Source organism: Pseudomonas sp. CAN1, assembly GCF_030462585.1.
Lineage (GTDB): Bacteria > Pseudomonadota > Gammaproteobacteria > Pseudomonadales > Pseudomonadaceae > Pseudomonas.
In genome coordinates, this window is the sequence record NZ_JASMRU010000016.1 from 15,417 (window position 1) to 42,321 (window position 26,905).

Below are 26,905 nucleotides of genomic sequence, written 5' to 3' on the forward strand. Positions count from 1 at the left end.
CCCTTCAGGGAGATGGTTGGGGAGAGGGCGCTTGCCGCCTGCATTCAACTCTCAGGAGAACCCCATGCAACTCTGCAAAGACCGCGTCGTCATCATCACCGGCGCTGGCGGCGGCCTCGGCCGCGCCTACGCCCTGGCCCTGGCGGCCGAAGGCGCGAAAGTGCTGGTCAACGACATCAACCGCGAAGCCGTGACCGGCGTCGTCGCGTTGATCCGCGACCAGGGCGGCGAGGCCATCGGCGACTGCCACGACATCACCGACTACAACGAGGCCGGCGAGATCGTCCGTGCCGCCATCGATGCCTTCGGCGACCTGCACGCGGTGGTCAACAATGCCGGCATCTGCCGCGACCGCATGTTCGCCAGCCTCACCGAAGCCGACTGGGACGCGGTGATGAACGTGCATCTGAAGGGCCACTTCTGCATCGCCAGCCACGCCGTGCATCACTGGCGTGACCAGGCCAAGGCCGGCGTGAAGGTGCAGGCGCGGATCATCAACACCAGCTCCGGCGCCGGATTGCAGGGCTCCATCGGCCAGTCCAACTACTCGGCGGCCAAGGGCGGCATCGCCTCGCTGACCCTGGTGCAGGCGGCGGAACTGGCGCGCTACGGCATCACCGCCAACGCCCTGGCCCCGGCCGCGCGCACCGGCATGACCGAGCAGGTGTTCGCCGAGGTGATGAAAAAGCCCGAAGACGGCTTCGACCACTTCGCCCCGGAAAACGTCGCGCCGCTGGTGGCCTGGCTGGTCAGCGAAGACTCCCAGCACGTCAGCGGCCGCCTGTTCGAAGTGGAAGGCGGCAAGCTCTCCCTCGCCGACGGCTGGCGCCGCGGCCCGGAACGCGACAAGGGCGCGCGCTGGTTGCCGGCGGAAGTCGGCGCTGTGGTGGCAGAACTGATCGAAAGCGCCGTATCGGCGCAGAAGGTCTACGGCACTTGATCCACTGTGTGACTCGCTCCTGCAAGATCAAAGGCCCCTCACCCTAACCCTCTCCCGCAAGCGGGAGAGGGGACCGTTCGGTGCAGGATCAAATCTCGGCATCAGCCGGCACGATCTGCCCCCTCTCCCTCCGGGAGAGGGTTGGGGTGAGGGGAAGCGCTGGCGCGGAATATTCCGGTGAACAGTTGCTCCTGCATTGCAAACCTTGGCGTGTGGTTCGCGAGCAAGCTCGCTTCTGCAATATCTCGCCAACCCCCTCACTTCCCCCCACGTCCATTCGGACGATTCCCGCCCGAGCATCTCCCGCCAGACTGCGCCCATCCGACACCACAGGGCCGCTTTCCATGGAATTCGCCTTCACCGACGAGCAGCTGATGATCCGCGACAGCGCGGACGGCTTTCTCGCCGATGCTTCACCCTCCAGCGCCGTGCGCGCAGCCATGGCCACCGGCGGGCAAGACCTGGCGCTCTGGCAACGCATCTGCCAGGAACTCGGCTGGCAGGCGCTGCTGGTGCCCGAGGCCCATGGTGGCCTGGGGCTGGGCTTCGTCGAGCTGGCCATCGTCCAGGAACAGCTCGGCCGGTGCCTGGCTTCGCTGCCGTTCTTCACCAGCTCGGTGGCCGTCTGCGCCCTGCGTCTGCTCGCTGATGAGGCGCAGCAGTCGCGCTGGCTGCCGGCGCTGGCCGAAGGCAGTCTGAGCGCCACCCTGGCGCTGGGCGCCGAAGGCGTGCCCGATGCAAGCGCGGTGCAGGTGGTGGCACGCAAGGAAGGCGAGGGGTTCGTCCTCGACGGTCGCCTGCGCCCGGTGCTCGACGGCGCCAGTGCCGACCTGCTGCTGATCCCCGCGCGCCTGGCTGGCAGTCGGGGCGCGGACGGCATCTGCCTGTTCGCGGTTGCCGCCGTCAGCGCTGGCCTGCAGCGTCGCGCACTGCCCACGCTGGACCAGACCCGCCAGCTGGCCGAGGTCGATCTCAATGGCCTGTACCTGTCCGCCGATGCCCTGCTGGGGAATGCCGGCGCTGCCTGGCCGGTGCTGGACAAGGTCCTGCAACTGGCCGCCATCGCCCTGGCCGCCGAGCAGGTCGGCGGTGCGCAGCAGGCGCTCGATCTGACCGTCGCCTACACCCGCGAACGCCAGCAGTTCGGCCGCCCGGTAGGCAGCTTCCAGGCACTCAAGCACCGCATGGCGGACATGATGTTGCAGGTGGAATGCGCGCGTTCGGCGCTCTACTACGCAGCCTGCGTGGCCCAGGAAGCGCTGGATGGGCAGAGCGACTCCACACTCGCTGCCGAGCTGCCACTGGCCGCCGCGCTGGCCAAGTCTCGTGCCTCGGAGGCCTTCTTCCATTGCGCCGCCGAGTCGATCCAGCTGCACGGCGGCGTCGGCTTCACCTGGGAATACGACCCGCACCTGTACTTCAAGCGTGCCCGCGCCGGCGAGGCCCTGCTCGGCACGCCGGCCTGGCACCGCGAGCGCATTGCCGCTGCCATCCTGGAGGAACGCCCATGAAGATCGGATTCGACGCCGCTGACGAGGCCTTCCGCGGCGAAGTTGCCCAGTGGCTGGCGGACAACCTGCGTGGCGAGTTCGCACCGCTGCGTTTCCGTGGCGGGCCGGGCGACGAACACAGCTTCCCCGAACAGCGCAAGGTCTGGGAGCGCAAACTCGCCGAGGGCGGCTGGACCTGCGTGGGCTGGGCCAGGGAGCACGGCGGGCGCGGCCTGTCGATCAACCAGCAGGTGATCTTCCACGAGGAGTACGCCCGCGTCGGCGGCCCCGGCCGCATGGGCCACATCGGCGAGGGCCTGGCCGGACCGACCATCGCCGCCTTTGGCAGCGATGAGCAGAAACGCCGGCTGTTGCCGGGCATCGTCAGCGGCCGGGAGTTCTGGTGCCAGGGCTACTCCGAGCCGGGCGCCGGCTCCGACCTGGCCGCCGTGAAAACCCGCGCCACCTTCGATGCCGAGCGCAACGTCTGGCGCATCAACGGGCAGAAGGTCTGGACCTCGCTGGCCCATGAGTCCGACTGGTGCTTCGTCATCGCCCGCTGCGAGCCGGGCAGCGTCGGTCATCACGGCCTGGCCTTCCTGCTGGTGCCGATGGATCAGCCGGGCATCAGCGTGCGGCCCATCGAGCAGCTCACCGGCACCAGCGAATTCAACGAGGTGTTCTTCGACAATGCCCAGACCGCCGCCGAAAACCTGCTCGGTGCGCCGGGCGACGGCTGGAAGATCGCCATGGCGCTGCTGGGCTTCGAGCGCGGCGTATCCACCCTCGGCCAGCAGATGCAGTTCCACAACGAGCTGGACGAAATCATCCGCATCGCCCGCGCCAACGGCGCCGCCCGCGACCCGCTGTTGCGCCAGCGCCTGGCCGACGCCTGGGGCGGGCTCAAGGTGCTGCGCTACAACTCGCTGCGGATGCTCTCCGGCGCCCAGGACGGCAGCCTGCGGCCCGAAGCGCTGATCTACAAGCTGTGCTGGTCCGACTGGCACGCGCGCCTGGGCAAGCTGGCCATGGACGTGCTCGGCGCCGAGGCGGAAATCCTCGACGCCGCTCCCTACCAGCTCAGCCGCCTGCAGGGCCTGTTCCTGTTCAGCCGCTCCGACACCATTTACGGCGGCAGCAACGAAATCCAGCGCAACCTCATCGCCGAGCGTGCGCTCGGCCTGCCCCGCGAACCCAAGGTTCCCCGTTAGGAGAAAGCTCCATGCTCAAACCCGAATACGTCTCCGGCCGCGGCCTGTTGCGCGGCAAGTCGGTGCTGATCACCGCCGCTGCGGGCGCCGGCATCGGCTTCTCCGCCGCCCTGCGTGCCGCCGAGGAAGGCTGCCGCGCGCTGATGATCAGCGATATCCACGAGGGCCGCCTGAACGAGGCGGTGGAGCGCATCCGCCAGGCCTGCGGGCTGCAGGCGGTCTACGGGCAGGTGTGCAACGTCACCAGCGAGGAGCAGGTGCGTGCCCTGGTGGCCGCTGCCGAAGAGCGCCTGGGCGGGGTCGACGTGCTGATCAACAACGCCGGCCTTGGCGGTTCGCGCACGCTGGTGGAGATGGTCGATGAGGAATGGCAGCGCGTCCTCGACGTCACCCTCACCGGCACCATGCGCATGACCCGCGCCATGCTGCCGCACATGATGGAGCGCCGCGCCGGCGCCATCGTCAACAACGCCTCGGTGCTCGGCTGGCGCGCGCAGAAGGAGCAGAGCCACTACGCCGCGGCCAAGGCCGGGGTGATGGCGCTGACCCGTTGTGCGGCGGTGGAGGCAGCCGAGTATGGCATCCGCATCAACGCGGTGAGTCCGAGCATCGCCCTGCACGATTTCCTGCGCCGTTCCGCGCCGCAGGAACTGCTGGACCAACTGGCCGCCAACGAGGCTTTCGGCCGCGCCGCCGAGGTCTGGGAAATCGCCAACGTGATGATGTTCCTGGCCAGCGACTACAGCTCCTACATGACCGGCGAAGTGCTGTCGGTCTCCAGCCAGAGGGCCTGAGATGACGCGAGTCTTCGAGCATCCCGAAGAGCTTCTGGCCTGTGTCGGCGAGGCCCTCGGCGAGAGCGACTGGCTCAGCGTCGAGCAGTCGCGCATCGACCAGTTCGCGCAGGCGACTGGCGATCACCAGTGGATTCATGTCGACCCGGCCCGTGCGGCCAGCGGCCCCTACGGCAGCTGCATTGCCCACGGCTACCTGACGCTGTCGCTGGTCAACCTGTTCCTGCCGCAGATCGTCGAGGTGCGCGGCATTGCCATGGGCGTGAACTACGGCTGTGACCGCGTGCGCTTCCCCAATGTGGTCAAGGCCGGCGCCCGCGTGCGCGGCCGTGCCGAGCTGGTCGCCGCTGAGGCGGTGAAGGGCGCCGTGCAGGCCACCGTGCGCGTCAGCGTCGAGATCGAGGGCGAAGAGCGCCCTGGCTGCGTGGTGGACACCATCAGCCGTTACTTCTCACTTTGAAAAGCTGCCCACTTTGAAGAGCCACCCCGCCTGACCGGCTCTTCGTAGGAGCGAGCTTGCTCGCGAACCGGCCTTGCAGTGGGGCTGTTCGCGAGCAAGCTCGCTCCTACAGGGCGTCAACCCAGTGCGTAGGGCGAATAACCTGGAACAGGTTACCCGCCGGCTCTGCGGCGGTGGATAACGCTGGCGCGTTATGCGCCCTACGAAGACAGAAAGCCTGGACCAACCTGAGGATTCGCAATGAGAGAAGCCGTCATCGTCTCCACCGCCCGCACTGCCATCGGCAAGGCCTTCCGCGGCGCCTTCAACGACACCGAGGCGCCTGCGCTGGGCGGCGCGGTGGTGGCCGAGGTGGTCCGTCGTGCCGGCGTCGAGCCGGACGAAGTGGAGGACGTCATCATCGGCGCCGCCGCGCAGCAGGGCACCCAGGCCTACAACCTCGGCCGCCTCTGCGCCATCGCCGGCGGCCTGCCGTCCAGCGTCGCCGGCATGGCAGTGGAGCGCCAGTGCGCCTCCGGCCTGATGAGCATCGCCATCGCCGCCAAGTCGATTGCCTGCAACGAGCTGGACATCGCCGTGGCCGGCGGCCTGGAGTCCATCTCCCTGGTGCAGAACAAGCACAAGAACGCCTACCGCAACCAGTCCCAGGCCGTTCTGGAGCGCGACCCGGCGGCCTATATCCCGATGATCGAGACTGCCGAGATCGTCGCTGCGCGCTACAACATCAGCCGCGAAGCCCAGGACGCCTACTCGCTGCTCAGCCAGCAACGTACCGCCGCCGCCCAGCGCGACGGCCTGTTCGCCGACGAGATACTGCCCATGCACGCGCAGCGCCTGGTGGTGGACAAGACCACCGGCGAAAGCCGCCACGAATCGGTGCTGATCGACCGCGACGAGTGCAACCGCGCCGACACCAGCCTGGCCAGCCTCGCCGCGCTGGAGCCGGTGTGGCAGGGCGGCCAGTGGAGCGGGGCGGGGCGCTTCATCACCGCTGGCAACGCTTCGCAACTGTCCGACGGCGCCTCGGCGTCGCTGCTGATGGAAGCCCGCGAGGCCGAACGCCGTGGCCTGCAGCCGCTGGGCATCTACCGTGGCCTGGCGGTGGCCGGCTGCAATGCCGACGAGATGGGCATCGGCCCGGTCTTCGCGGTGCCCAGACTGCTCAAGCGCCATGGCCTGAAGGTGGACGACATCGGCCTGTGGGAGATCAACGAAGCCTTCGCCTGCCAGGTGCTGTTCTGCCAGGACAAGCTGGGCATCCCCGGCGAGCGCCTGAACGTCAACGGCGGCGCCATCGCCATCGGCCATCCGTTCGGCATGTCCGGCGCGCGCATGGCCGGCCACGCGTTGCTGGAAGGTCGTCGCCGCGGCGTGCGCTACGTGGTGGTGAGCATGTGCATCGGCGGCGGCATGGGTGCGGCCGCGCTGTTCGAGGTGGCCTGATGGATACTCAACTGATCCGCCGGCGCATGGCGCGCTATGTGGAGCTGGTGGATGCCGGCGATATCGACGGCATTCTCTCGCTGTATGCCGATGACGCGGTGGTCGAGGACCCGGTGGGGGCGCCGGCATTGACCGGCATCGCGGCCATCGCGCGGTTCTATCGCGAAGGCCTGGGCCGCGCCGAAGTCAGCGCCCAGCTCACCGGGCCGGTGCGGGTCACCGGCAACGGCTGCGGCGCCATGCCGTTCCGTGTCGACATGCACTGGAACGGCGAGCCGTGCAGCCTGCATGTGATCGACGTGATGGAGTTCGACGGGCAGGGGCGCATCCGTTCGATGAAGGCCTACTGGGGCGATCTCAACGTGGAGCGGCGGCCGGAATGAACCTGGAACAGCGCATCGAACGGTTGGAGGCGCTCGAAGCCATCCGCCAGCTCAAGCACCGTTATCTCAACGCCTGCGACCTGAAGGATGTGGACGCGATACGCGGCTGTTTCGCGGTTGGCGTGGTGCTGATCGACTACGGCCCGCTGGGGGTGTTCCGCGACCGCGAGCCGTTCCTGGCGCTGTACCAGGAGCTGGCCTGCGTGCCGCGGGTGATCGACCTGCACCATGCGGCGAATCCGGAGATCGAACTGGAGGATGCCGACAACGCCAGCGCGCGCTGGGCGCTGCATTACCAGAACCGCGACGGCGAGACCGGGGCGACCCGGCAGCTGGGTGGTTTCTACCAGGATCGCTATCGACGTGTGGATGGCCGCTGGGTGATTGTCGAGACGATCTTCCGGGGGCATTTCGAGGTGGCGCGGGATTGATCACGGAAAAGCAGATGCTCTTCGCAGGGTCGAGGGGGACGCCCAGTTTTTGCTCGCGAAGCCATGCCCCGCAGCAGGGTTGGTTCGCGAGCAAGCTCGCTCCTACAGGTGGGCTTGGCGCCTCGTAGGAGCGGACTCTGTCCGAGATGGCATGTCCGCGATGGCATCCGGCGCGATGCGGACTGATCGCGGACGAAGTCCGCTCCTACGCATGGCCAATCTCATGGGACGGATGAGTAATCCGGATTCTGGCTTTCGCCTGTTTCGTAGAACGCCTTGAGGTTCACCGCGATCTTCGCCACGGTCTTGTTCAGCACACCCGCCAGCAACCATTCTCCAACCCGCCCGCCACGCAGGTCGCCGTCCAGGCTGAGGCACAGGCGGGTGCGGCCGTCGTCAGCGGGATGCAGCGCATAGCGGAAGCTGGCCACACGGAAGGGGAAGGGCGGGCCCTGCTCGGCGCGGTGCAGGCGCAGCACCAGGCCCTGGCCTTCGCGCCAGTCCACCACGCTTTCATCAAGGAAGCCGCGCTTCATCCGCACCCGGCGGCTGGCGCCGAGGCCTTCGCGCGGGCCGGGGTGGAAGTCGCAGCCGGTCAGGCCCGGCACATAGTGCGGCGCCAGGCTGAGGTCGCGCAGGCGCGCCCAGGCAGCATCAGGGGGGAGGTCGAGTAGGAGTTCGTGACGGGCGCTGAGCATGATCTTATCCCTGTGCTGCTTCGAGGAAGGCCGGACGTTCGCCACCGCCATGCAGGGCGATCTCGGCGCCGCTGACATACGCCGCCAGCGACGAGGCCAGGTACAGGCAGGCATCGCCGATGTCGCCCGGCTCGGCCAGCCGCCCCAGCGGTATGGTCGCGGCTACGCGTTGCAGGCCATCCTCGTTGCCGTAGTGCAGGTGGCTCTGCTCGGTGCGGATCAGCCCACCGATCACCGCGTTCACCCGCACCTTCGGCGCCCATTCCACTGCCAGCGAACGCCCCAGGTTGAGCAGCCCGGCCTTGGCCGCGCCATAGGCGGCGGTGCCGGGGGAAGGCCGGGTAGCGCTGACGCTGCAGATATTGATGATCGCGCCGCCGCCGACCTGTTGCTGCATGCGCTGGTTGGCCAGCTGGCAGAGGTTCAGCGGTGCCAGCAGGTTGAGCCGGACGATGGCCTCGGAGAAGCGCGGCGAGGCATCCGCCGCATCGGCGTGGGGGGCGCCGCCAGCGTTGTTGACCAGCACGTCGAGGCGCCCGTGGCGTTCGTCGATGGCGGCCATCAGTGCCTGCAACTGCTCGAAGTCGCGCACGTCGCAAGGGATGAACCAGGCTTCTCGGCCCTGGTGTTCGGGCAGGTGGTCAGGCGCTTCGCGTCCGCAGATCACCACCTCGGCGCCCTGTTCCAGAAAGCGCTGGCTGATGCCACGGCCCACGCCCTTGCCGCCGCCGGTGACCAGCACCACCTGGCCGCTGAAATCCACTGTTCTTGTCATGTCCGCTACTCGATGGGGAAGGCTTGCAGCCTAGGCGCGGCGACATATGGCGCCCACGTCCGAAGGGACTAGGGGCACGCGTTTCTAGACACGGGCGATGCCCGCGAGCTCCTGCACCGGTCCGGTTCGCTCACAGGGTTGGCAAATCCGTAGGGCGCATAACGCGCCAGCGTTATCCGCCGTGGGGGCGGCGGCGGATAACCCGTTCCGGGTTATGCGCCCTACGTCTGGCTGAGCACGGGCTTCCCTTGAAACGCCGGAGCGTAGGATGGGTGGAGCGCAGCGATACCCATGCGGTGGCGCGAGGAAAATTGATGGGTATCGCTGCGCTCCACACCATCCTACGAAGAGCGATCGGTGCTCGCCGGGGCCCCCGTAGTCCTCTCGGACGATGTGCCCGCCGCCAAGACGCCCGAATAATCCCGGCACCTTCCACTGCCAGGAGCGACGCCATGGCCGCCTTGCCGCAAGGGCACTTCGTCACCCTCAACGACGGACTCCGATTGCATTACCTGGACAGCGGCAGCGGCGACGCCGTGCTGTTCATCCATGGCAGCGGCCCCGGTGCCAGCGGCCACAGCAACTTCAAGCAGAACTACCCGGATTTCGCCGCCGCCGGCCACCGCGTGCTGGTGCCGGACCTGCCCGGCTACGGTGGCAGCGACAAGCCGGAAAACGACTACACCCTGGACTTCTTCGTCGAGGCGATGTTCGGCCTGCTCGATGCCCTGGACATCCCGCGCTGCACCCTGGTGGGCAACTCGCTGGGTGGGGCCATCGCCATCAAGATGGCCCTCGACCAGCCACAGCGCATCGCGCGCCTGGTGCTGATGGCCCCCGGTGGGCTGATGGAGAAGGAGCAGTATTACCTGCAGATGGAAGGCATCCAGAAGATGGGCGCGGCCTTCGCCAACGGTGAGCTGAACGATGTCGACGGTATGCGCCGGCTGCTCTCGCTGCAGCTCTTCGATCCCTCGCAGATCAGCGACGAGACGGTCAACGAGCGCGTCGCCGTGGTCAAGGAGCAGCCGCGCTGCGTGCTGACCCGCATGCAGGTGCCGAACCTGTCGGCGCAACTGGCCGAGCTGAACTGCCCGATCCTCGGCTTCTGGGGCATGAACGACAAGTTCTGCCCCGCCAGCGGCGTACAGACGCTGATGGAGGCCTGCCGACACATCCGCTTCGTGTTGCTCAGCGAGTGCGGGCACTGGGTGATGGTCGAGCACCGCGCGCTGTTCAACCGCGAAGTGCTGACCTTCCTGGCGGAGACCCCGGCATGAGCCAGTCACTCCAGCAGCAGTACGCCGAGGAGCTCTACCGCGCGCTGGCCGACGGCCGCAGCGTGGCGCCGCTGACCGAGCGCTGGCCACAGATCGCCGTCGAGGATGCCTACCGCATCTCCCACCTGATCCTGCAGCTGCGCCTGGCCGACGGTGACGAACTGGTCGGCAAGAAGATCGGCGTCACCTCCGCGGCCGTGCAGCGCATGCTCGACGTGCACCAGCCGGATTTCGGCTTCATCACCCGCAGGATGTGGTTCGCCAATGGCGCCGACATCTCGCTGGCGGAAAACAGGCTGATCCAGCCGCGCGCCGAGGGTGAGATCGCCTTCCGCCTCAAGCATGACCTCAGGGGCCCAGGCGTCACCGAAGCCGATGTGCTGGCTGCCACCGAGTGCGTGATGGCCTGCTTCGAGATCGTCGATTCGCGCATCCGCGACTGGAAGATCCGCATCCAGGACACTGTGGCCGACAACGCCTCCTGCGGCGTGTTCGTGCTCGGCGAGGTGGAGCGCGACCCGCGCGAGCTGGACCTGCCCAACCTGCGCATGCGCGTGTTCAAGAACGGCGCACCGATCAGCGAGGGCCTGGGCTCCGCCGTGCAGGGCAACCCGCTGACCGCCGTGGCCTGGCTGGCCAACACCCTGGGCGCCTTCGGCATTCCCTTCAAGGCCGGCGAAATCATCCTCTCCGGCTCGCTGGTACCGCTGGAGCCGGTGCAGGCGGGCGACCGTTTCGACCTGGACATCGACGGCCTGGGCAGCGCCCGGGTGTCCTTCCGTGCATAGGAGTCATCCATGAGCAAGAAACTTCGGGCCGCGATCATCGGCCCCGGCAACATCGGCACCGACCTGCTGATGAAGATGCGCAGGTCCGACTGGATCGAGCCGGTCTGGATGGTTGGCGTCGACCCGTCCTCCGACGGCCTGGCGCGCGCCCGCGAGTTCGGGCTGAAGACCACTGCCGACGGCGTCGACGGCCTGCTGCCGCACGTGCTGGACGACGATATCCGCATCGCCTTCGATGCGACTTCCGCCTACGTCCACGCCGAGAACAGCCGCAAGCTCAATGCCCTGGGCGTGATCATGGTCGACCTGACACCGGCCGCCATCGGCCCGTTCTGCGTGCCGCCGGTGAACCTCGCCGAGCACGCCGGCAACCTGGCGATGAACGTCAACATGGTCACCTGCGGCGGCCAGGCCACCATCCCGATGGTGGCGGCGGTGTCGCGGGTACAGCCGGTGGATTACGCCGAGATCGTCGCCACCGTGTCCTCCCGTTCGGTGGGGCCGGGCACGCGCAAGAACATCGACGAATTCACCCGCACCACCGCCGGCGCCATCGAGCAGGTGGGCGGGGCGAAACAGGGCAAGGCGATCATCGTCATCAACCCGGCCGAGCCGCCGCTGATGATGCGCGACACCATCCACTGCCTGACCGCCGGCACACCGGACCAGGGCGCCATCCGCGCCTCGGTGCACGAGATGATCCGCGAGGTGCAGCGCTACGTGCCGGGCTACAAGCTGATCAACGGCCCGGTGTTCGAAGGCAATCGCGTCTCGGTGTACCTGGAGGTGGAAGGCCTGGGCGACTACCTGCCCAGGTCCGCCGGCAACCTCGACATCATGACCGCCGCCGGCCTGCGCACCGCCGAGATGTTCGCCGAACAAGCCCACCAGGGCGTCCTGCAACTGCCGGCCCGCTGAGGAGAGAAATCCATGAACCTGCAAGGCAAGCGCGTGCGCCTGCACGATATGAGCCTGCGCGACGGCATGCATGCCAAGCGCCACCAGATCAGCCTGGAACAGATGGTCTCCGTGGCCACCGGCCTGGATGAAGCCGGCGTGCCGCTGATCGAGATCACCCACGGCGACGGCCTGGGCGGCGCCTCGGTGAACTACGGCTTCCCGGCCCACACCGACCGCGAGTACTTCGAGGCGGTGATTCCCCGGCTGAAGCAGGCCAAGGTCTCGGCGCTGCTGCTGCCCGGCATCGGCACCGTCGAGCACCTGAAAATGGCCCACGGCTGCGGCGTCTCCACCATCCGCGTGGCGACCCACTGCACCGAGGCGGACGTCTCCGAGCAGCACATCGGCATGTCCCGCGAGATGGGGCTGGACACCGTGGGCTTCCTGATGATGGCGCACATGGTCAGCGCCGAGCAGCTGCTGGAGCAGGCGCGGCTGATGGAAAGCTTCGGCGCCAACTGCATCTACTGCACCGACTCAGCCGGCTACATGCTGCCCGCCGAGGTCAGCCAGAAGATCGGCCTGCTGCGCGCCGAGCTGAAAACGAGTACCGAGATCGGCTTCCACGGCCACCACAACCTGGGCATGGCCATTGCCAACTCCCTGGCCGCCATCGAAGCGGGCGCGGTGCGCATCGACGGCTCGGTCGCGGGCCTGGGCGCCGGCGCGGGCAACACGCCGCTGGAAGTCTTCGTCGCGGTGCTCAAGCGCATGGGCGTGGATTGCGGTGTCGACCTCTACGGCATCATGGATGTTGCCGAAGACCGCGTGGTGCCGATGATGGACCAGCCGATCCGCCTCGACCGCGATGCGCTGACCCTCGGCTATGCCGGGGTGTACAGCTCGTTCCTGCTGTTCGCCAAGCGCGCCGAGGCGCGCTATGCGATCTCTGCCCGCGACCTGCTGGTGGAACTGGGGCGGCGCGGCACGGTGGGTGGCCAGGAAGACATGATCGAGGACCTGGCACTGACCATGGCGGCCAAGGCCGGACTGCTGCCGACCTGAGGCACAGCACTCAGTCAGGCAGGCCCGCCTTGCGGAAGCCCTCGACGAAGTGCTCGCGCACGGCCGCATCGCGCAGCGGTTCGGTGGCCACCCAGTGGCGGATGCTGAAGGCCGGGTTGCCCACCAGGAACAACTCGGTTTCCGCGTGCGCTTCCTCCAGCCGGCCCAGCTGGGCAAGGCTGGCGGCGAGGAAGCGGCGCGAGCTGCTGCGGTAGGTTTCCTCGCGGCGCAAGGTGTGGATCGCGCCGAGGTAATCGCGGACGGCGTACTGCGCCTGGCCCAGCGTCAGGTAGTACCAGCCGGCGGGGAAGGGGTTGAGGCGCAGCGCCCGGCGGATGTGCTCCAGGCCCTCGTCGATGCGCCCTGCCAGCACGCTGACGTCGGACAATGCCGTCCAGGCGTCGGCGTCGTTGGGGTCCAGTTCGATGGCGCGCTGGAACTGCGCGTCGCCTTCGGCGTACTGCCGCTCGTAGGTCAGCAGGTAGGCCAGGCTCCAGCGGCAGCCGGCATCGTTGGGGTCGATGGCCACCGCCTCGCGGGCTTGCGCCAGGGCGGTTTCGCGTTCCTGCGGTGTCGGGCCGCCGCTGTGTATCCAGCCCATCCAGTGGTTCATCGCCAGCCAGCGGCGCGCCTCGGCGTACTGCGGGTCAAGGGCGATGGCGCGGCTGAGCAGCAGGTGCGCCTCCTTGGCCGCCAGTGGCGAATCGTCCATCAACTGGCGGGCGCGCACGCAGAGTTCGTAGGCCTCCAGGTTATTCGGCCGGTTGCGCGGCAATGGCCTGCGCAAGTGGCCGAGCAGGGCCTGGAGTATTTGCCCGCAGACCTGGTCCTGCAGGTCGAACAGGTCCTCGACGTCACTCTCGAAACGCTCCGCCCAGACGTGCTCGCCGGTACTCGCGTCGAGCAGCTTGGCGTTGATCCGCACGCGTGCATCGGCGCGCCGGGCGCTGCCTTCGAGCAGGTAGCGCACGCCCAGCTGGCGGGCGATCTCGCGCACGTCCATGGCTTTGCCCTTGTAGGCGAAGGCCGAGGTGCGGGCGATGACGAACAGCCCGCCGGCGCGGGACAGTTCGGTGGTCAGGTCTTCGCTCAGGCCGTCGGCGAAGAAGGCCTGCTGCGGGTCGTCGCTGAGGTTGACGAAGGGCAGCACGGCAATCGACGGTTGTTCGGGCAACGCCAGCGCGACCGGCTCCAGCGCCGCGACCTGCCGCACTGCCGCGCTGAATCGATAGCCCACCCGCGGCAGCGTGACGATCCACTGGCCGCCGTCCGCCGCCGGGCCAAGGGCCTTGCGCAGCTGGGCAATCTGCACCGTGAGGTTACCTTCCTCGACCACCAGGCCGGGCCAAGCGGCTTCCAGCAACTCGGCCTTGGAGATGGCTTCCCCGGCCCGCTCCAGCAGCGCCGCCAGCAGCTGCAGCGCGCGATTGCCCAGGATGACCGGCGCGCCATTGCGCGTGAGCGTGCCCGCTCGAGTATCGAGCAGGAAGTCGCCGAAGGCAAAGCCCGGTTGCGCCATGAAGGTCTCCGTTTGCAAGTTTTCGCAATGCTTTGGACGCGCTTAAGGACCGCGCGCCCGGCGTTCGCCATGCTCCTGCTAAACCCGTGGAGGGTTGTACAGGAGGCTGTGATGAACCATAGCGCGATGACAGGCGAGCGGATGGAAATCAGCTCGACGCAGTTGCTGCGCCAAGCTCCGCCACTGTGCCCCAGCCCTGCTGCGCTGGGCCAGTTGTTCGCCCTCTGGCAGGCGCGCGTCCAGTTGCGTCGGCAACTGGCGCGGATGGCGCGGGCCAATCCCTACCTGATCGAGGACATCGGCCTGACCCGTGCGCAGGTCGCGGCCGAGATTGCCAAGCCGTTCTGGCGTGGCTGAGCGTCGCGGCCTCAGAAGTCGTAGCGGGTGCTCAGCATCACGTTGCGCGGGTCGCCGTAGTAGCCGCTGTAGAAGGTGGTATCCAGCGCGCTCAGGTACTTCTTGTCGAACAGGTTGTTGACGTTGAGCGTGGTGGAAAGCTGGTCGGTCAGCTGGTAGCGGGCCATCAGGTCGAACACTGCGTAGTCGTCCTGTCGGGCCTTCACCGTGCCGGGCAGGCCGGACGGCGTCGCGGTGAAGTGGATGCCGCTCTGCCAGTTCATGCCGCCGCCAACGGTGAGGTGGTCCAGCTCGCCGGGCAGGCGATAGGTGCTCCACAGCTTGACGGTGTTGGCCGGGCTGACGCTGTTGATGCGCTCGCCGTCGGCGTCCTTGGTGATGCTGTGGTTGTAGCTGGCACTGAGGTTCCAGTTGGGCAGCAGCTCACCCTCCAGCTCCATCTCGAAACCCTTGGTGGTGGCGCCGTTCACGGCGCGGTAGGCCGCCGTGGTGGTGCCCGGCACGACCTGGCCCGGGTCCGCTTCGGCGAGGTTGTCCTGCTTGATGACGAAGGCCGCGACGCTGGTGTTCAGGCGCCCGCCGAAGTACTCGCTCTTGAAGCCGATCTCGTAGTTGTCGCCCTCGCGCGGTTTGAGGGTCGCACCGGTGCGGTCACGCACGCTCTGCGGCTTGAAGATATTGGTGTAGCTGGCATAGACCGAGTGGATGTCGTCGAGGTCGTAGACCACCCCGGCGTAGGGCGTGACTACGCCGCTTTCCTTGTATTTGGTGACGCGGTTCGAGGCGGGCGTCAGGACGTAGCTCAGGTCGTAGGTGTAGTCGTAGTCGCTGGTGCGGGCGCCGAGGATCACCGACAGGTCGTCAGTGGGGCGCAGGCGGGTCGCGAAGTAGGCGCCGCGCTGGTAGATGGTGGTGTCGCCGTCATAGAGCTTGCCCAGCGAGGTGTTGGGCCGCGCGGTGTAGTTGTCCCAGGTGTAGAAGTTGACGTAGCGGCCCTCGACGGCGGTGCCGCGCAGCGGGCTGTGGCGGTTCTCGTACTTCGAGTAGTTGTAACCGACGATGGCCTCGTGACGGCGGCCGAACAGCTCGAACGGTCCCTGGGCCTGCAGGTCCACGCCGGTCTGCTTCTGCCAGGTACTGCCGGCGCCGCCATAGAGGCGCACGCCTTCGCCGCTGACCTTGTCGGGGAAGCCCCAGCTGGCGGTGGCCAGTTCGTAGTCGCTGCGGTCGATGTACATCTGGTTCAGCGAGGCCTTCAGCGACCAGTCGTGGTCGAGCTTCTGCTCCAGGCTGAGGAAGCTGTTGAGGGTGTTCTGCTGGTTGGAGCTCCAGCGCGCGGCGCTGTTGGTGGAGCGGGAGAAGTCGGTCTGCTCGCCGTTGCTGTAGAACAGCGGGAAGGCCACCGAGGAAGAACCCTCGGGCTTGTTCTTCTGGTAATCCATGCCCAGGGTTAGCAGGGTGCTGTCGGTGAGGTCGGCTTCGAGGATGCCGTAGTAGACCTCGCGCTCCTGGTGGTAGTGGTCCATGAAACTGTCATTCTGCTGGTAGGCCAGCACGGTCCGTCCACGGATGTTGCCGGTGGGCGTCAGCGGACCGGACAGGTCGACCTCGCCGCGGTACTTGTTCCATGAGCCGAGGCCGCCGCTGACGTGGCCCTGGAACTGCGCGGTGGGGCGCTTGCGTACCATGTTGATGGTCGCCGACGGGTCGCCGGCACCCGTCATCAGGCCAGTGGCGCCGCGCAGGACTTCGACGCGGTCGTAGATCGCCATGTCGGCCAGGCTCTGCGCCGAGACCTGGCTGACGATATCCAGCGTGGTGGGGATGCCGTCGAACTGGAAGTTGTCGACCGAGTAGCCGCGCGAGTAGATGTTGAAGCGCTCGCTGCCCAGGTTCTGCACGGTGATGCCGGGCGTCTGTTCGAGAACCTCGGGCAGGCTCGCGAGGTTCTGGTCATCCATCCGCTGCCGGGTCATCACGCTCACCGACTGCGGCGTCTCGCGCAGGGACAGGTTCATCTTCGTCGCGGTGCTGGAGCTGCCGGTGGTGTAGGAGCCGCTGCCCTCGGTGGTGGCGCCCAGGGACTGGCCGGTGATGCTGGTGGCGTCCAGTTCGAGCACGTCGTCGCTGCCGCGCGGTGCCAGCAGGTAGTCGCCGGAGTCGCCGCGGGTGACCTTCAGGCCGCTGCCGGCCAGCAGCTGGGCGAAGCCCTGTTCCAGCGTGTAGCTGCCGTTGAGGCCCTGGCTGTGCAGGCCGCTGGTGAGCCCGGCGTCGAACGACAGCACCACGCCGGATTCGCTGGCGAAGCGGCCCAGCACGGCGCCGAGCGGGCCTGGGGCGATGGCGTACTGGCGGGCAGCCGACGCGGCCGCAGCCTGGCTGCCGGAGCTGAACAGGGGCTGCAGCACGCCGGCCTGCAACGCCAGGCTGGCGCCGAGGATGGCGATGGCCAGCGGTTTGCGGGAATGGGGTACGCAGCGGAAAAGCGGGCGGGTGGCGCGGAACATGAAGACTCCTTCGGATGCCTTGAGGCTGTTTTGCAGAAGGAGTCGTGCGAGCGGCTGCAAATCGACAATCGGCAATGAGAATATTTTTCGAAAAGGTCCGGAAGCCCGTCAGCTGCGGGGTTGCACGCGGACCCAGAAGCGCGTGCGGGTTTCGATGCGTACCGGCAGCGCCTGGCTGATGGCGGCCAGTGCCCGGTCGCTGTCATCCAGCGGGAAGGCGCCGGAGACGCGCAGGCCGGCGACTTCCGGGGCGCACTGGATGAAGCCCGACCGGTAGCGCTGCAGTTCTTCCAGGGCGCGTTGCAGCGGCCAGTCGTCGATCACCAGCCGACCGTTGCGCCAGTCGGCCTGCTGCGGGCTGGAGGGCCGCGGGTCGGGCAGGGGGCTGGCACCGAAATCGAGGCGGCTGCCGGCCTGCACGATGAGTTCGGCGCGCTCCGGTGCGTTGCGCACGGCGACGGCGTGCTCGAAGACGTCGAGCTGGGTGTGGTCGTCGAACTGGCGCACACTGAAGCGCGTGCCCAGCGCACGCATCTCGCCCTGGGCGCTGCGCACCTTGAGTGGGCGCGGGTCCTTGGCGGTCTGCAGCCAGATTTCCCCGGCGCGCAGGATGATCAGGCGCTGGTTGGCGTCGTAGCGGATGTCCACGGCGCTGGCGGTGTTCAGGGCGATCTGCGTGCCGTCGTCGAGTGTCAGATTGCGGCGCTCGCCGGTGCGCGTGCGCAGGTCAGCCATCCACACCGGCATCTGCCGGTAGCCGGACCATGCCAGGCCGGCGCTGCCGATGCCCAGCAGCAGGCCCTTGAGTACGCTGCGGCGATCCAGGCGCGGCTCGCCTGCCAGCAATGTGTGTCGCGCCAGCGGCCCGGACAGCCCGGCCAGTTCCGCCTGGAAGTTCTGCAGGCGCTGCCAGGCCCACTGGTGCAGGGCGTCCTGCTGGTGCCAGGCCTGCCACTGGCCCTGGGTGGCCGCGCAGCCCGGAGCAGCGCCGAGGCGTGCGTGCCATTGAGCGGCGTCGCGCAGGGCCAGGCGCTGCTTGGCAGCGCTCATGCTTCGGCATCCAGGGCGAACAACAGGCATTGCTCGGTGGCCTTGGCCATGTACTTGGTGACCGAACTGACCGACACGCCGAGGCGCCTGGCGATCTCCGCGTACCCCAGCCCGTCGAGCTGGGCCAGGAGGAACGCCTGGCGCACCTTGTGGCCGAGGCCGTCGAGCATGGCGTCGAGTTGCAGGAGGGTTTCCAGCACCAGCAGTTGCTGTTCGGGCGAGCAGGCCTGCAGTTCCGGTTCCCGCGCCAGGGCTTCCAGATAGGCCTGTTCCAGGCTGCGCCGGCGCAGGTGGTCGATCATCACCCGTTTGGCCACGGTGGCGAGGAAGTGGCGGGGTTCGCGCAGTGGGTGGGCGACGGTGCCGGTGAGCAGGCGCAGGAAGGTGTCGTGGGTGATGTCCGCGGCCTTGTCGCGGTCGGCCAGGCGCTTGCGCAGCCAGCCGGTGAGCCAGCCGCTGTGGGCGCGGTAGAGGCTGTCCAGCTGCTGGTGCTGTAGCGAGGGCGGCAGAACTGCGGACACCGCGAACTCCCTTTCTAGTGCGGATAAGAATTAATCGCAATTGTAGGGAGGGCATCGGGATTTGGGAATAGGGCGAAGGGATTGATCAGCCGGGTGCCGTGGACTGGGGGAACACGAACCCCCAGTCGGGCACCGGCTGTGGTCAGTCGAACACGCCGCGCAGGGTGAGGGTGAAGTTGCGCGGCTCGCCGTAGTAGTTGCCGTACTCCGAGGTGCCGACGCTGGCGTAGTAGCGGCGGTCGAACAGGTTGTTGCCGTTGGCGGCCAGCGTCCAGTGCTGGTCGACCTTGTACTCGACCAGGGCGTCGTAGACCACATAGCCGGACTGGCTGAAGTCGTAGGCGCGGCTGTCGATGGTGTTGCCATTGGCATCGAAGCGATAGGCGGTGCCGCTGACGTAGGTCGGGCTCTGGGTGGTCACGCCGGCACCGACACGCCACGCGGCGAAATCGCCCGGCAGGGTGTAGGCGGTCCAGAGCTTGAACAGGTGCTTGGGCGTGACGGTGCTGTAGAGGGTTTCCTCGGTGTCGTTGCGCACCTGGTTGTAGGTGTAGCCGGCGAGCACTTCCCAGCCCGGCGCGATCTCGCCGGTGGCTTCCAGGTCGATGCCCTTGCTGGTGATCTTGTCCTGGGCGACGAAGCAGCACGAGCCGCTGTAGCTGAACGGCGGGTTGGGGTAGTTCGGGTCGGTGGCGGCCTGGTGCTCACGCTGGGTGTAGAACAGCGCGGCGCTGAGGTTCAGCTTGCCGTCCAGCAGCTCGCCCTTGATGCCGGTCTCGTAGGTCTTGCCGGTCATGGGTTCGATGGAGCTGGGAGCGTCCTCGGGGCCTTTGAATTTCTGCGCCTGGGGCTTGAACACTTCCGAGTAGCTGACGTAGGTCGACCAGTTGTCATCCAGCGCGTAGATCAGGCCGCCGAAGGGCACCAGGGTGGTCGGCTCGCGGTCCGCCACCTTGTCCTGCAGTACCCAGGGGCCGCTGCCGTCGCTGTTGCGCATGCTGTAGGCCTGCTCGAACTTGTAGCGCTGGGCGCGGGCGCCGACCACCAGCTTGAGCGGGTCGCTCAGCTGCAGGCGCAGGGTCGAATAGACGCCGTACTGCTCGCGGGTGTTGGGCGAATAGTCGCGGAACAGGTTGTGGTTCGAGTCATTGCTCGGCAGCGGTGTCGACGACGGGTCCCAGAGGTCGATCAGGCCGCCCTTGTCGATCATGCCCTGGGCGGAACTCCAGCGGCTGGTGACCTTCTGGTAGTCGGCGCCCAGCAGCAGCTCGTGCTGGCGGCCGAAGGCATCGAAGTGGCCGGACAGGTTGACGTCGAACACCGATTGCTCGCTCCAGCTCTCGATGTAGCTGCCCCACCAGTAGGGGCCGGTGTTGGTGGTTTCGTCCACCGAGCCGTAGGGGATCACCCCTTCGGTGGTCGAGCCGTTATAGGACCAGGTGTAGGAGCTGTTGAGCTTCCAGTTGTCGTCGAGGTAGTGGTCGACCTTGGCGAACCATTCGCGGGTGTAGCTATCGGCCCAGGCGCTGTTGCTGGTGTACCAGCTGTGCCGTGGCAGGTGCACGTCGCCGCCGGTGCTGTAGCGCGGCAGGCCGTCGCCGGTGCCGTTTTCCTTGACCTTGTCGTAGCTGCCGCCGACGGTCAGTAGGGTGGCGTCGCTGATGTCCGCTTCGAGGGTGCCGAACAGGTAGGGACGCTCGGTGCTGCGGTTGTCCATGAAGTACTGGCGGTCGGTGTAGGCCGCCACCATGCGCCCGCGCAGCCGGCCGTCGAAGGCCAGCGGGCCGGTCAGGTCGACTTCGCTGCGGTAGTTGTCCCAGGAGCCGGCCGAGGTTTCCAGCTTGAGCTGGTAGTGGTCCAGAGGGCGCTTGCGCACCAGGTTGACGATGCCGCCGGGGTCGCCGGTGCCGCCGAGCAGGCCGCTGGCGCCGCGCAGGACTTCGACGTGGTCGTAGCCGGCCATGTCGTACTGGCGGTTGCTGTAGAAGGTGCCGATGCCGCTGCCGATGTCCATCGGAGCCGCGCCGTCGATCTGCAGGTTGTCGATGGGGAAGCCGCGGGAATAGTACTGCTGCGAGTTGTAGCTGCCATTGCGCACGGTGATGCCGGGCGTGCTCTTCATGGTCTCGGGCAGGGTCGTCAGGTTGCGGTCCTGAATCATCTTGCGGGTGACGACCGACACGCTCTGCGGGGTTTCCTTCAGGCTCACCGGGGTCTTGGAGCCGACGCTGACCAGCCCGGTGGTGTAGGAGTCGGAGTTCTCCGTCACCTCGCCCATGCCCTGGCCCATGATCACGGTTTCGCTCATCTCCAGGGCATTCTGCGCAGCAGGGTTCAGCGGTTGCAGCGTAAAGCTGCCGGCCTGCCGCTGCGAGGCCTGCAGGCCGCTGCCGTCGAGCAGCAGCATCAGCGCCGTGCCGGCGGCGAAGCGCCCGCGCACGCCTGGCGATTGCCGGCCGTGGGCTGCGCCGGGCTCGTAGGACACGGTGACGCCTGCGGTATCGGAGAACGCCGCGATGGCGTCTTCCAGCGGGCCGGCGGGGATGTCGAAGGCGTATTCGGCCTGGACGCTCTGTGCCCAGCTCGGCGCGGCGACCAGCGCAGCCACCGGCGCGGTGAGCAGGGCGCCGCTCAGGGCGCCACTCAGAGAGAGGTAAATGGGGTGGAACCGGGATCGACGGAATTGCGGGTGGTTGCCTGACATGACTGCGCTCTTCTCCATTGGCAGATTGCGGCGTCTCTGCGCCTCTACTGTCCTTGTCGAGCGAGAATCAGAATCACCAACACCTCGCGGAATTATTTTTTCTCCCGGGGATTTCGCTTTCGGTCACGCCGCTCTGATCGGTGGCGGCGGATCAGCGTCTTTCCACCCGTGCCCACCAGCGCGTCAGGCGCCGCGTACGCACTGGCAGCGTGCCGCTGAGGTTGTCCAGCACGGTATCGATCTCGTGCAGCTGGAAGGCCCCGGAGATGCGCAACGCGCCGGCATCGGCGGCGCAGCCCAGATAGCCGGGGTGGTAGCGCGACAGCTCGGCGATGAAGTCCTCCAGCCGCCAGTCGTCGACCAGCAGCTGCCCGCGCGCCCAGGCGTCCGCCCCGCGCGGCAGTGGTCCGGGCTGGCTTAGGGTTGCTGCGCTGAAGTTCAGCTGTTGCCCGGCCTCGACCCGTGTGACCCGCTGGTGGGCGTCGCGCGGGCGAACCTCCACCGCATGCTGCAGCACGCCGACTCGCGCCCCGTTGTCGTCGCTGCGAACCAGGAAGCGCGTGCCGAGGGCGCGCACGCTGCCGTACGGCGTATGCACGACGAAGGGGCGGGAAAGGCTGTCCGGCGCGGTCTGGATCAGCACTTCACCTTCGCGCAGATCGAGCCGTCGCAGGGCGCTGTCGTACTTCAGGTCGACGGCGGTGCGGGTATTCAGGGTCAGGCGGCTGCCATCGGGCAGCTCGACGTCGCGGGTTTCTCCGGTGCTGGTGCGGTAGTCGGCCAGGGCGTCGCGCGTTGGGCCGTAGCGAGTGCCGAGCAGCGTCGCGCCGCCGGCAGCGAGCAGCACGGAAAGCACCTTGAGCGCCGCGCGGCGCTTGATGCGCGAATTCTGCAGGGTCGGTCGGGCGATGTCCGCTGTGACCCGGCCGAGTTTCGCCTGCAGGCGTTCCACCCGCGCCCAGGCCTGGGCGTGCCGCGGGTCGCTGGCCAGCCAGTGGCTGTGGGCTTCGCGGGCGGCCTCGCCCTGCTCGGCGAGGGTGACGTACCAGTGGGCGGCGGCTTCGAGGGTCTTCAGGTCGAGGGCGGAGGACATCGGTTCAGTCGTCCAGCAGCACGAGGCAGTGGGTCATTGCCCGGACGAAATGCTTGCGCACCGAGTTGGCGGAGAGGCTCAGGCGCTTGCCGATCTCGACGAAGCTCAGGCCGTCGAGCTGGGCCATGAGGAAGATTTCCCGAGTGCGCGCGGCCATGCCGTCGAGCAGGGCGTCGATCTCCATCAGCGTCTGCAGGATGATGCAGCGGGTCTGCGGGGAAATTTCCAGCGGCTCGGGCAGGGCCGCGAGGGTTTCCAGGTAGGCCTGTTCCAGGGTCCGCCGGCGGTAGTGGTCGACCACCAGGCTGCGCGCCACCGTGGTCAGGTAGGCGCGCGGCTGGCGCAGCTCCAGCTGCTTGCGCTGGGTGATGAGGCGGATGAAGGTGTCCTGCGCCAGGTCCGCCGCCTGTTCGCGGCAGCCGAGCTTGCGCCGCAGCCACTGCTGCAGCCAGCCGTGATGGTCACTGTAGAGTTGGTGCAGGGCCTGCTGGCTGATGGCGTCGGTCATGGAAGGCGCGGAGTGCTGATGTGATAAATGATAATCTATCGCATTTGTAGCCTGCCGCGCGACTGCTGTCTTCGATTCTCCCGCTGGCACGCCTGTGCCTGGGTTCATCGCCTCATGGCGTGGCCCGCAACCCGGCGATACCCGCCTTGGCCACCCGCGCATCCTGCTCCGCGCGCACGCCGGAGACGCCCACCGCGCCGACCACCTGGCCGTCCACCAGGATCGGCACGCCACCTTCCAGCGAGGTCAGCAGCGGGGCGCTGAGGAAGGCCGTGCGGCCGTCGTTGACCATGTTTTCGTAGTCGCGGGTTTCGCGGCGGCCGAGGGCGGCGCTGCGGGCCTTTTCCGTGGCGATATAGGCGCTGGCCTGGGCGCAGCCGTCCAGGCGCAGCAGCGCCAGCGGGTGGCCGCCGTCGTCGGCCACGGCAATGGTCACGGCCCAGCCCTGGCGCCGGGCTTCGTCGGTGGCGGCGGCGAGGATGCGCTTGACGTCGAGTTGGTCGAGTACGGCTTTGTGTTGCATGGAAGCTCTCTGTGGATGCGGCGCCGGGCGCCGCGGGTCTTGTGAAGCGGCGCGCGGCGCCGGACGGGAGTACAGGGGAATCAGACCACCGAGCCTTCCGGCGGCTGCTCCAGCACCGCTACCACCACGGCACTGCCGACGATCAGCAGGATGCCGACCAGCGACAGCAGGCTCAGCACTTCGCCCCAGATCACGTAGCCGAACAGGCTCGCCCAGATGATGCTGGTGTAGGTGTAAGGCGCCAGTGTGGCGGCGTGGGCGCGGCGCACGGCGATGGTGAACAGCAGCTGGCCGAAGGTGGCGAGCAGGCCGAGGGCGAGCATCAGGCCGAGGTCCGGCAGGCTCGGTGTGCTCCAGGAAAACGGCAGCGTGGCGCCGGTGACCAGGGTGCCGACCACGGTGAAATACAGCACCGTGGTGGTGGAGTCGTCGCTGGCGCGGATGCGCCGAATCTGGATCATCGACAGCGCGCCGAAGAAGGCGCTGGCCACCAGCAGCGCCGGGCCGAGCAGGCTGGCGTCGGCGTTGTCCGGCTTGACCACCATCAGCACGCCGAGGAAGCCGAGCACCGCCGCCAGAGCATTGCGCGGCAGCAGGCGTTCACCCAGCAACAGCGGCGCCAGCACGATCACCAGCAGCGCCTCGGAGTAGGCGATGGAGATGGCCTCGCTCAGCGCCATGTACGGCAGGCCGGCGAAGAACAGCGCCGAGGAGCCGAGCAACGTCACTGCACGGATGCTCTGCCCGCGCACGTCGAGCTGCCGCCAGCGCTGCGCCAGCGGTCGCCCGCGCAGGCAGAGGAGGAAGGCCGGCAGCACGCCGAAGGCCATGCGGAAGAAGGTCACCTCGTTGGCCGGGTACTTCAGTGCTACCACCTTGGCCAGGGCATCCACCACGGCGAAGCAGAACATCGACAACAGCATCAGGCCGACGCTGCGCAAGACATGGCTGCGGGGGACGGCGAGGGTCAGCTGGGGCATGTCGTGTTCTCCTTCTGTTGGGGTGAAAGCCGGTACTTCAGAGCGAGCCGAAGCGACGGGCGAGGAAGGGTGTCACCGGTACGCTGGTGACCTGGTCGCTGGCCTGCTCGGCGAGCAGCTGGCCGGTGATCGCGCCAAGGGTCAGGCCGATGTGGCCGTGGCCGAAGTTGTAGAAGACCTGTGGCAGCCGCCGTGACGGGCCGAGCACCGGCATGCTGTCCGGTACCGAGGAGCGGAAGCCCATCCACTGCGATACCGGCTCGTGTTGCAGGCGCAGGAAGCGCCGCGCGCCACGGGTCAGATAGCGGTAGCGCGCCGGGCTCGGCAGCGCGTCCAGCCCGGCGAATTCCACCGTGCCGGCGATGCGCAGGCCCTGGGCCATGGGCGTCATGTAGAAGCCACCGGCGCCCCAGCAGACCGGGCGGTTGAGCACTTGCCCGGCATGGCCGAAGAGCACGTGGTAGCCGCGCTCGGTGTCCTGCGGCACGGCATCGCCGAGCTGCTCCACCAGGGTGCGCGACCAGGCGCCGGTGCACAGCGCCACGCGGTCGGCGGCCAAGCGCTCGCCGGTCGCCAGTTGTGCGAGCACCGCATCGCGCCCCGAGCCGGCCGGCTCGATGCCCAGCAGCTCGCCACGGCGGAATTCGCCGCCCATGGCGAGGAAGCGCTCGAACAGGCGCAGGCTCAGCGCGTAAGGGTCGAGCGTGCGGCTCACCCCCGGCAGCTCCACTGCGCAGCTGGCGCGGGCGTTGAGTGCCGGTTCCAGTTCGCGCAGCTCGGGGCCTTCGACGAGGCGGATCGGCACCTCGAAGCGCCGGTGGTAATCCACCATGGCCTCGGCGTCGCCGCGCTCGTGGCTTTCGAAGATGTACAGCGAACCGTCGTGGCGGATCAGGTCGTTGGCGCCGGCGTCGTCGAACAGCTTCTGCCAGGCGCCCATGCACGGGCGCAGCAGGGTGTTGAGGTCGTGGCCGATGGCTTCCACCCGCTCGCGCCGCGAGGCCGCGAGGAACTGCAGCAGCCAGGGTGCGATGCGCGGCAGGTAGGCCGGGCGGATCGCCAGCGGGCTGTCCGGGCGCAGCAGCATGCCCGGCGCCTTGCGCCAGATGCCGGGGGTCGCCACCGGCTCCACCGAGTAGGTAGCGAAGGTGCAGGCATTGCCGAAGGAGGTGGCCAGGCCCGGCGGGTTGCGGTCCAGCAGGGTCACGCGCAGGCCAGCGCGCTGCAGTTGCAGCGCGCTGGCCAGGCCGACCACGCCGGCGCCGACCATCAGGGCGTGGCGGCGCGTGTCGTGGGCGTGGGTCATTTGCCGCTCATCACGCGGGTCCACAGGCGGGTGCTCATGCGCATGCCGGAGGGCGACAGGGTCTTGATCGGGAACAGGGTGTCGAGCACTTCCTGCGGCGGGTAGACGGCCGGGTTGCTGCGCAGCTCGGGCTTCACGTACTGGGTCGCGGCGGCGTTGCCGTTGGGGTACTGCACGGCGTTGCTGATGTTGGCGATCACTTCGGGTTGCAGCAGGTAGTCCATGTAGGCGTAGGCGTTGTCCAGGTGCGGCGYGCCCTTGGGAATGACCACGGTGTCYACCGCGATGGTGCTGCCTTCGCGCGGCAGGCTGTAGTTGATCTTCACGCCGTTGCCGGCCTGCTGGGCGGTGGTCATGGCCTGCAGCACGTCGCCGCTGAAGCCGATGGCGACGCAGATGTTGCCGTTGGCCAGGTCGCTGACGTACTTGGACTGGTGGAAGTAGCGGATCGACGGGCGCACGGCCTGCAGCGCCGCCTCGGCGGCCTTGAAGTCGTCCGGGTTCTGGCTGGCCGCGTCGCGGCCGAGCACCTTGAGGGTGATGGGGACCATCTGGGTGGCGTTGTCGATCACCGCGATACCGCACTGTGCGAGCTTCTCGGCGTTCTTCGGGTCGAACAGCAGCTGCCAGCTGCGGGTCACGTCGGTGTTGCCGAAGATGGCCTTGATCTTGTCCTCGTTGTAGCCGATGCCCACGGTCACCCACAGGTAGGGGATGGCGTAGCGGTTACCCGGATCGCTGGTTTCGAGGATCTTCATCAGCTTCGGGTCGAGGTTGTTCCAGTGCGGCAGCTTGCTCTTGTCCAGCTCCTGGATGGCGCCAGCCTTGATCAGCCGCGGCAGGAAGTGGTTGGACGGGCTGGCCAGGTCGTAGCCGCTGGCGCCGGTCATCAGCTTGGCTTCGGTGGTCTCGTTGCTGTCCACCAGGTCGTAGGTGGTCTGGATGCCGGTCTGCCTGGTGAAGTTGGCCAGGGTGTCGTCGGCGATGTAGCTGCTCCAGTTGGCGATGGTGACGGTCTGCGCCGCATGGACGGAACCGCTGCCTGCCGCAAGCGCGAGGCCGGCCAGGGTGAAGCTGGCCAGGGTCTTGGAACGATTGATCATGCTGCCCTCGGATTTTTTGTTCTTGGAGATGGTTTTTTTTGGCGGATTGTCGTGATGGATCGTTTGCGTGGGTAAA

General features: G+C 67.7%; 26 protein-coding genes. 13 read left to right on the forward strand and 13 right to left on the reverse strand.

The window, feature by feature from the left end; genetic code table 11:
- Nucleotides 1-64: 64 nt before the first annotated feature.
- The 8 genes from QO207_RS19750 (at nucleotide 65) to QO207_RS19785 (ending at nucleotide 7,152) form a co-directional block, all read left to right on the forward strand.
- Nucleotides 65-940 carry an SDR family oxidoreductase gene (locus QO207_RS19750; protein WP_301534013.1) on the forward strand — a complete coding sequence of 292 codons (876 nt, stop codon included), beginning with the start codon at nucleotides 65-67 and terminating at the stop codon, nucleotides 938-940.
- Between the two features lie 344 nt (nucleotides 941-1,284).
- Entirely contained in the window at nucleotides 1,285-2,451 is a 1,167-nt protein-coding gene (locus QO207_RS19755; protein ID WP_301534014.1) for an acyl-CoA dehydrogenase family protein, read from the forward strand.
- Nucleotides 2,448-3,641, forward strand: coding sequence for an acyl-CoA dehydrogenase family protein (locus tag QO207_RS19760; RefSeq protein WP_301534015.1), 1,194 nt, complete (start codon nucleotides 2,448-2,450; stop codon nucleotides 3,639-3,641). The genes QO207_RS19755 and QO207_RS19760 overlap by 4 nt, the downstream gene beginning before the upstream one ends.
- 11 nt (nucleotides 3,642-3,652) lie before the next feature.
- The gene (locus tag QO207_RS19765; RefSeq protein ID WP_301534016.1) at nucleotides 3,653-4,435 is read left to right on the forward strand and encodes an SDR family oxidoreductase; all 783 of its coding nucleotides are present in this window, start codon (nucleotides 3,653-3,655) and stop codon (nucleotides 4,433-4,435) included.
- Nucleotide 4,436: 1 nt separating this feature from the next.
- Nucleotides 4,437-4,895, forward strand: coding sequence for a MaoC family dehydratase (locus tag QO207_RS19770; protein ID WP_301534017.1), 459 nt, complete (start codon nucleotides 4,437-4,439; stop codon nucleotides 4,893-4,895).
- Nucleotides 4,896-5,135: 240 nt separating this feature from the next.
- Complete coding sequence (locus tag QO207_RS19775) at nucleotides 5,136-6,338, forward strand: acetyl-CoA C-acyltransferase (RefSeq protein ID WP_301534018.1); 1,203 nt, start codon at nucleotides 5,136-5,138, stop codon at nucleotides 6,336-6,338.
- Nucleotides 6,335-6,721, forward strand: a complete 387-nt coding sequence (locus QO207_RS19780; protein ID WP_367620480.1) for a nuclear transport factor 2 family protein — start codon at nucleotides 6,335-6,337, stop codon at nucleotides 6,719-6,721. The genes QO207_RS19775 and QO207_RS19780 overlap by 4 nt, the downstream gene beginning before the upstream one ends.
- Nucleotides 6,718-7,152, forward strand: a complete 435-nt coding sequence (locus QO207_RS19785) for a nuclear transport factor 2 family protein (RefSeq protein ID WP_301534020.1) — start codon at nucleotides 6,718-6,720, stop codon at nucleotides 7,150-7,152. The genes QO207_RS19780 and QO207_RS19785 overlap by 4 nt, the downstream gene beginning before the upstream one ends.
- Nucleotides 7,153-7,373: 221 nt before the next feature.
- Here QO207_RS19785 and QO207_RS19790 read toward each other — a convergent pair whose 3' ends face one another.
- On the reverse strand, nucleotides 7,374-7,850 hold the full coding sequence (locus tag QO207_RS19790) for an SRPBCC family protein (RefSeq protein ID WP_301534021.1): 477 nt from the start codon (nucleotides 7,848-7,850) through the stop codon (nucleotides 7,374-7,376).
- 4 nt (nucleotides 7,851-7,854) lie between these two features.
- Entirely contained in the window at nucleotides 7,855-8,625 is a 771-nt protein-coding gene (locus tag QO207_RS19795) for an SDR family oxidoreductase (RefSeq protein WP_301534022.1), read from the reverse strand.
- Nucleotides 8,626-9,077: 452 nt separating this feature from the next.
- Here QO207_RS19795 and QO207_RS19800 point away from each other — a divergent pair, with 452 nt between their 5' ends.
- Genes QO207_RS19800 through dmpG form a run of 4 tightly spaced genes read left to right on the forward strand, consistent with a single transcriptional unit; the run spans nucleotide 9,078 to nucleotide 12,658 of the window.
- Nucleotides 9,078-9,905, forward strand: a complete 828-nt coding sequence (locus QO207_RS19800) for an alpha/beta fold hydrolase (protein WP_301534023.1) — start codon at nucleotides 9,078-9,080, stop codon at nucleotides 9,903-9,905.
- Nucleotides 9,902-10,693: a fumarylacetoacetate hydrolase family protein gene (locus QO207_RS19805; protein ID WP_301534024.1), complete on the forward strand. Its 792-nt coding sequence runs from the start codon at nucleotides 9,902-9,904 to the stop codon at nucleotides 10,691-10,693. Before QO207_RS19800 ends, QO207_RS19805 begins: the two co-directional genes overlap by 4 nt.
- Before the next feature lie 9 nt (nucleotides 10,694-10,702).
- Entirely contained in the window at nucleotides 10,703-11,611 is a 909-nt protein-coding gene (locus tag QO207_RS19810) for an acetaldehyde dehydrogenase (acetylating) (RefSeq protein WP_301534025.1), read from the forward strand.
- 12 nt (nucleotides 11,612-11,623) lie between these two features.
- Entirely contained in the window at nucleotides 11,624-12,658 is a 1,035-nt protein-coding gene (gene dmpG / locus QO207_RS19815) for a 4-hydroxy-2-oxovalerate aldolase (protein WP_301534026.1), read from the forward strand.
- Between the two features lie 10 nt (nucleotides 12,659-12,668).
- On the opposite strand, the gene QO207_RS19820 is transcribed toward dmpG, so the two are convergent.
- Entirely contained in the window at nucleotides 12,669-14,177 is a 1,509-nt protein-coding gene (locus tag QO207_RS19820) for a FlgO family outer membrane protein (protein ID WP_301534027.1), read from the reverse strand.
- 111 nt (nucleotides 14,178-14,288) lie between these two features.
- Between QO207_RS19820 and QO207_RS19825 the strand changes: the two genes are divergently transcribed.
- The gene (locus QO207_RS19825; RefSeq protein WP_301534028.1) at nucleotides 14,289-14,534 is read left to right on the forward strand and encodes a DUF1127 domain-containing protein; all 246 of its coding nucleotides are present in this window, start codon (nucleotides 14,289-14,291) and stop codon (nucleotides 14,532-14,534) included.
- Nucleotides 14,535-14,545: 11 nt separating this feature from the next.
- Here the strand turns inward: QO207_RS19825 and QO207_RS19830 are convergent, their stop codons facing one another.
- The 10 genes from QO207_RS19830 to QO207_RS19875 all read right to left on the reverse strand — a co-directional run bounded on the left by QO207_RS19830 (nucleotide 14,546) and on the right by QO207_RS19875 (nucleotide 26,829).
- Nucleotides 14,546-17,041 carry a TonB-dependent receptor gene (locus QO207_RS19830; RefSeq protein ID WP_301534029.1) on the reverse strand — a complete coding sequence of 832 codons (2,496 nt, stop codon included), beginning with the start codon at nucleotides 17,039-17,041 and terminating at the stop codon, nucleotides 14,546-14,548.
- Between the two features lie 108 nt (nucleotides 17,042-17,149).
- A complete protein-coding gene (locus QO207_RS19835; RefSeq protein WP_301534030.1) occupies nucleotides 17,150-18,091 on the reverse strand; it encodes a FecR domain-containing protein in 942 nt (313 codons plus the stop codon).
- Nucleotides 18,088-18,612, reverse strand: a complete 525-nt coding sequence (locus tag QO207_RS19840) for a sigma-70 family RNA polymerase sigma factor (RefSeq protein WP_301534031.1) — start codon at nucleotides 18,610-18,612, stop codon at nucleotides 18,088-18,090. The genes QO207_RS19835 and QO207_RS19840 overlap by 4 nt, the downstream gene beginning before the upstream one ends.
- Nucleotides 18,613-18,754: 142 nt before the next feature.
- Nucleotides 18,755-21,316, reverse strand: a complete 2,562-nt coding sequence (locus tag QO207_RS19845) for a TonB-dependent siderophore receptor (protein WP_301534032.1) — start codon at nucleotides 21,314-21,316, stop codon at nucleotides 18,755-18,757.
- Nucleotides 21,317-21,467: 151 nt separating this feature from the next.
- The gene (locus QO207_RS19850) at nucleotides 21,468-22,409 is read right to left on the reverse strand and encodes a FecR domain-containing protein (RefSeq protein ID WP_301534033.1); all 942 of its coding nucleotides are present in this window, start codon (nucleotides 22,407-22,409) and stop codon (nucleotides 21,468-21,470) included.
- Between the two features lie 4 nt (nucleotides 22,410-22,413).
- Nucleotides 22,414-22,917, reverse strand: coding sequence for a sigma-70 family RNA polymerase sigma factor (locus tag QO207_RS19855; protein WP_301534034.1), 504 nt, complete (start codon nucleotides 22,915-22,917; stop codon nucleotides 22,414-22,416).
- A 112-nt stretch (nucleotides 22,918-23,029) separates the two neighbouring features.
- Nucleotides 23,030-23,440, reverse strand: coding sequence for a heme-binding protein (locus tag QO207_RS19860; protein WP_301534035.1), 411 nt, complete (start codon nucleotides 23,438-23,440; stop codon nucleotides 23,030-23,032).
- A gap of 80 nt (nucleotides 23,441-23,520) precedes the next feature.
- Complete coding sequence (locus QO207_RS19865; RefSeq protein WP_301534036.1) at nucleotides 23,521-24,420, reverse strand: DMT family transporter; 900 nt, start codon at nucleotides 24,418-24,420, stop codon at nucleotides 23,521-23,523.
- A gap of 37 nt (nucleotides 24,421-24,457) precedes the next feature.
- Entirely contained in the window at nucleotides 24,458-25,726 is a 1,269-nt protein-coding gene (locus tag QO207_RS19870) for an FAD-binding oxidoreductase (protein ID WP_301534037.1), read from the reverse strand.
- Nucleotides 25,723-26,829, reverse strand: a complete 1,107-nt coding sequence (locus QO207_RS19875) for a polyamine ABC transporter substrate-binding protein (protein ID WP_301534038.1) — start codon at nucleotides 26,827-26,829, stop codon at nucleotides 25,723-25,725. Before QO207_RS19875 ends, QO207_RS19870 begins: the two co-directional genes overlap by 4 nt.
- Between the last annotated feature and the right edge of the window lie 76 nt (nucleotides 26,830-26,905).

Excerpts from the sequence above, each read along its gene's own strand:
- QO207_RS19850 (WP_301534033.1), bottom strand. The coding sequence starts at position 22,409 with ATGTCCTCCGCCCTCGACCTGAAGACCCTCGAAGCCGCCGCCCACTGG.
- QO207_RS19790 (WP_301534021.1), bottom strand. The coding sequence starts at position 7,850 with ATGCTCAGCGCCCGTCACGAACTCCTACTCGACCTCCCCCCTGATGCT.
- QO207_RS19800 (WP_301534023.1), top strand. The coding sequence starts at position 9,078 with ATGGCCGCCTTGCCGCAAGGGCACTTCGTCACCCTCAACGACGGACTC.
- QO207_RS19755 (WP_301534014.1), top strand. The coding sequence starts at position 1,285 with ATGGAATTCGCCTTCACCGACGAGCAGCTGATGATCCGCGACAGCGCG.
- QO207_RS19870 (WP_301534037.1), bottom strand. The coding sequence starts at position 25,726 with ATGACCCACGCCCACGACACGCGCCGCCACGCCCTGATGGTCGGCGCC.
- QO207_RS19750 (WP_301534013.1), top strand. The coding sequence starts at position 65 with ATGCAACTCTGCAAAGACCGCGTCGTCATCATCACCGGCGCTGGCGGC.
- QO207_RS19865 (WP_301534036.1), bottom strand. The coding sequence starts at position 24,420 with ATGCCCCAGCTGACCCTCGCCGTCCCCCGCAGCCATGTCTTGCGCAGC.
- QO207_RS19820 (WP_301534027.1), bottom strand. The coding sequence starts at position 14,177 with ATGGCGCAACCGGGCTTTGCCTTCGGCGACTTCCTGCTCGATACTCGA.
- QO207_RS19855 (WP_301534034.1), bottom strand. The coding sequence starts at position 22,917 with ATGACCGACGCCATCAGCCAGCAGGCCCTGCACCAACTCTACAGTGAC.
- QO207_RS19760 (WP_301534015.1), top strand. The coding sequence starts at position 2,448 with ATGAAGATCGGATTCGACGCCGCTGACGAGGCCTTCCGCGGCGAAGTT.
- QO207_RS19825 (WP_301534028.1), top strand. The coding sequence starts at position 14,289 with ATGAACCATAGCGCGATGACAGGCGAGCGGATGGAAATCAGCTCGACG.
- dmpG (WP_301534026.1), top strand. The coding sequence starts at position 11,624 with ATGAACCTGCAAGGCAAGCGCGTGCGCCTGCACGATATGAGCCTGCGC.
- QO207_RS19775 (WP_301534018.1), top strand. The coding sequence starts at position 5,136 with ATGAGAGAAGCCGTCATCGTCTCCACCGCCCGCACTGCCATCGGCAAG.
- QO207_RS19795 (WP_301534022.1), bottom strand. The coding sequence starts at position 8,625 with ATGACAAGAACAGTGGATTTCAGCGGCCAGGTGGTGCTGGTCACCGGC.
- QO207_RS19860 (WP_301534035.1), bottom strand. The coding sequence starts at position 23,440 with ATGCAACACAAAGCCGTACTCGACCAACTCGACGTCAAGCGCATCCTC.
- QO207_RS19765 (WP_301534016.1), top strand. The coding sequence starts at position 3,653 with ATGCTCAAACCCGAATACGTCTCCGGCCGCGGCCTGTTGCGCGGCAAG.
- QO207_RS19770 (WP_301534017.1), top strand. The coding sequence starts at position 4,437 with ATGACGCGAGTCTTCGAGCATCCCGAAGAGCTTCTGGCCTGTGTCGGC.
- QO207_RS19810 (WP_301534025.1), top strand. The coding sequence starts at position 10,703 with ATGAGCAAGAAACTTCGGGCCGCGATCATCGGCCCCGGCAACATCGGC.
- QO207_RS19785 (WP_301534020.1), top strand. The coding sequence starts at position 6,718 with ATGAACCTGGAACAGCGCATCGAACGGTTGGAGGCGCTCGAAGCCATC.
- QO207_RS19805 (WP_301534024.1), top strand. The coding sequence starts at position 9,902 with ATGAGCCAGTCACTCCAGCAGCAGTACGCCGAGGAGCTCTACCGCGCG.
- QO207_RS19830 (WP_301534029.1), bottom strand. The coding sequence starts at position 17,041 with ATGTTCCGCGCCACCCGCCCGCTTTTCCGCTGCGTACCCCATTCCCGC.
- QO207_RS19845 (WP_301534032.1), bottom strand. The coding sequence starts at position 21,316 with ATGTCAGGCAACCACCCGCAATTCCGTCGATCCCGGTTCCACCCCATT.
- QO207_RS19835 (WP_301534030.1), bottom strand. The coding sequence starts at position 18,091 with ATGAGCGCTGCCAAGCAGCGCCTGGCCCTGCGCGACGCCGCTCAATGG.